At 35.5% G+C, this 2,806-nt stretch carries 5 protein-coding genes and 1 tRNA gene; 2 read left to right on the forward strand and 4 right to left on the reverse strand.

Translation table 11 applies throughout. The annotated features are described in order from the left end of the window. Positions 1-241: 241 nt before the first annotated feature. The 4 genes from MF4640_RS18430 to MF4640_RS18440 form a co-directional block, all read right to left on the reverse strand. A tRNA-Met gene (locus tag MF4640_RS18430) sits at positions 242-318 on the reverse strand. A 96-nt stretch (positions 319-414) separates the two neighbouring features. Continuing rightward, complete coding sequence (locus MF4640_RS18435) at positions 415-702, reverse strand: hypothetical protein (RefSeq protein ID WP_078390471.1); 288 nt, start codon at positions 700-702, stop codon at positions 415-417. A gap of 77 nt (positions 703-779) precedes the next feature. After that, on the reverse strand, positions 780-905 hold the full coding sequence (locus MF4640_RS19860; protein ID WP_017397253.1) for a hypothetical protein: 126 nt from the start codon (positions 903-905) through the stop codon (positions 780-782). Between the two features lie 89 nt (positions 906-994). Continuing rightward, a complete protein-coding gene (locus tag MF4640_RS18440) occupies positions 995-1,279 on the reverse strand; it encodes a hypothetical protein (protein ID WP_078390472.1) in 285 nt (94 codons plus the stop codon). Positions 1,280-1,732: 453 nt separating this feature from the next. Here MF4640_RS18440 and MF4640_RS18450 point away from each other — a divergent pair, with 453 nt between their 5' ends. Both MF4640_RS18450 and MF4640_RS18455 read left to right on the forward strand, forming a co-directional pair. Further along, positions 1,733-2,191, forward strand: coding sequence for a transposase family protein (locus tag MF4640_RS18450; RefSeq protein ID WP_101495499.1), 459 nt, complete (start codon positions 1,733-1,735; stop codon positions 2,189-2,191). Next, positions 2,139-2,609, forward strand: coding sequence for a transposase family protein (locus tag MF4640_RS18455; RefSeq protein ID WP_078390474.1), 471 nt, complete (start codon positions 2,139-2,141; stop codon positions 2,607-2,609). Before MF4640_RS18450 ends, MF4640_RS18455 begins: the two co-directional genes overlap by 53 nt. Positions 2,610-2,806 lie beyond the last annotated feature (197 nt).

A 2,806-nucleotide genomic window follows, 5' to 3' on the forward strand; every position in this document is an offset into this window, starting at 1 on the left:
GGATAATCTTTTTCAGATTCAATCAATAATTGAACCGCTCTTTCTCTGATTTCAGGGGTATATTTTAATTTTGTCATCGGGATAGTCTCTCAGAATATTGACTCTCCGACAAACCCGGTACGATTCATTCCAGTAACTTGTATAAAAGCACGTTCTTAAAAACCGCTATGTATAAAATTAACCAGCCATAAAAAAAGCCTAATCTGTGAAGACTAGGCTATAAACTTTGAATCTTTTTCGTTGGTAGCGGGAGCTGGATTTGAACCAACGACCTTCGGGTTATGAGCCCGACGAGCTACCAGACTGCTCCATCCCGCATCAACGAGTTAGCTTTATACGCCCTAAGCACCCACAAAGCAAACTTTATTTGTAATATAAGCAGTTATTACATGAGCAACATACAAATTCTAGTGCTTAACCAATGCTTGCTTCAGTGATAAAAGCAGGATGTGAGGCTCTATAGATGCTTAATCTTGTTTTTTCACTGTCTAAAAATGATTTAGGCTCTTCAGACCATATTGATTTCCTAGAATCAAGACCCGAATGACTTAAAGCCCAATCTGAAACTGTACTATAAACAAAAGTATTATCAGCGAAAACTAATTTTGTCTTCCTTCCTACACTACTTATAAGAACTTTATGTGTAGGTAATGACCCAAATGTACTAATTTGGGTGTAAATGTATTTATAGGTTTCAGACATAGAAAAAAGTACTTAAAGGACAGCCCTACTATACCATTTTAACTCTTGAAAAAGCCCACCATTTGGCGAGCTTTTTCTTACTGATCTTTATCCATGGAATGTGGCGTTGTAGTTTTATCCTGTTCTTTCGTATCTGTATCTCTTTTTTGGCATGCCGTTAATCCCAGCATTAAAACTAAACTTACTATTGCAAATATTTTCATCATTTTTGCCTAACACGATTTAAAAATATAACTTATCAAAATCTAAAGATTTCAATGTTTAATTTATGAAACAACCCCATTCTCTTTCTTTACAGATGAGACGCTTGGCGATTTAGAGCTTTATGTGCCCAATGAATGAATTTGTCCTTTTCATGGAAATGTGGAATATTTAATAAATGAATATGAGTAACCTCACCGAAATTACCTGAAATTTTATTCGGTGCCAAAATAACAAAATCTCTCTTATCCCCTACATGTAACTCCCTAAAAAATTCCATAACCTTAAAATGAAGATTCAGAGCAGTGAATCCTTCTCTTTCCATTAGAAAGTCATAGATTTGGCTGAGTACATGTAATTCAAATTTTTTATTCATGGTCTATTCTTCTCATATTTATTTTAACAATTGGTATAATTTAACCTAATTTTTTTCTTTGTTAAAGTAGATAAAAAAAACAGCCTCTGGAGAATCAATAGAGCTGGGTTAATGAAACATCATTGTTGAATTTTATTTTATTCTTGAAATCGATTTTAACGTACAAACCCAATAAATGCAAATAATTCTCAATTGCAATTATCATAATTTCAAATATCCCATGCCTAAAGATACATACAATTATCTACATCACCTATCAAACAGTGGGCTTACGATATAGATTAAGCAAAGAGAGTACGGGTATTGGCAGGTAGTTACCATTCACAGACACCTCTCCCCCATCTTTTCTGTGCTGTTCCCAGTATTCAATTAATAGTAAAGCAGCTTGTTTAATGGCAGATGGATATTCCGATCCAAAATTATCTGTAATAGATCTCTTTCATAAATCAAAAAATGACCACCTTTTTGATTGATATTTTCACTCTAATTTTCTTAGCATTCGTGCATAATCTGCGGATGAAATACATCAATTCAAAGAAGCTTTCTGAAACACAGTTTAAGCGATATACGGGCATCTCATGGTCAACCTTTTATTTAATGGTTGAGCAATTGCAGAAGCATGTTCCAGCTAAAGGCAGACAGCCCAAGTTAAGCCTGGAGGATCAGGTTCTGCTCTGTCTGAGCTATTGGCGGGAATACCGAACCTTATTTCACGTTGCGACGAGTTACGGGGTTTCAGAGCCCACAGCCTCACGAATTGTACGTCATGTTGAAGACTGCCTGATTCGCTCCAATCTTTTTAATTTACCCAAAGATTTGCCCGAAGGTGAAGGCATAGACTGGAATGTTGTGATCGTAGATGCCACAGAAATTCCAATCCAAAGGCCTAAAAAAACAGAAGAAAAGCTATAGCGGCAAGAAAAAGACCCATACCTTCAAAGTACAGGCCATGATTCACTACAAGACTAAGCAAATACTGAGTTTATGTAGCAGTCGCGGTGCTGTACATGATTTCGAGCTATTTAAAAGAAACATAAAGCTGATTCCTTCAGAAGCCTTTGTTCTTGCAGATAAAGGCTATCAGGGAATTTATGCATTGTATCCGAATAGCCTGTTGCCATTAAAAGCAAAAAAACGTTGTAAATTGGATCCTGAACTAAAAATCTATAATCAGGAAATCAATAAAAGAAGAATAGGTATTGAGCATGTATTTGGCAGCCTGAAAACCTTCAAGATCCTTGCCGAACGTTATCGAAATAGAGGGAAAAGACTCGGTTTGAGATTCAATTTAATTGCTGGAATCTATAACTTGGAGCTGAGTAAAAAATGATTTATGAAAGAAGTCTAATATAATTTTTAATTATAGCGTCAGCAGCAACAATAAAGCTTTTTAATGAAACTGAATCGTACCGGGTTTGTCGGAGAGTCAATATTCTGAGAGACTATCCCGATGACAAAATTAAAATATACCCCTGAAATCAGAGAAAGAGCGGTTCAATTATTGATTGAATCTGAAAAAGATTATCC

The organism is Acinetobacter sp. MF4640 (assembly GCF_002018895.1).
Lineage (GTDB): Bacteria > Pseudomonadota > Gammaproteobacteria > Pseudomonadales > Moraxellaceae > Acinetobacter > Acinetobacter johnsonii.

Coding starts and splice junctions, on each gene's coding strand:
- MF4640_RS18435 (WP_078390471.1), bottom strand. CDS start 702: ATGTCTGAAACCTATAAATACATTTACACCCAAATTAGTACATTTGGG.
- MF4640_RS19860 (WP_017397253.1), bottom strand. CDS start 905: ATGAAAATATTTGCAATAGTAAGTTTAGTTTTAATGCTGGGATTAACG.
- MF4640_RS18440 (WP_078390472.1), bottom strand. CDS start 1,279: ATGAATAAAAAATTTGAATTACATGTACTCAGCCAAATCTATGACTTT.
- MF4640_RS18450 (WP_101495499.1), top strand. CDS start 1,733: ATGACCACCTTTTTGATTGATATTTTCACTCTAATTTTCTTAGCATTC.
- MF4640_RS18455 (WP_078390474.1), top strand. CDS start 2,139: ATGCCACAGAAATTCCAATCCAAAGGCCTAAAAAAACAGAAGAAAAGC.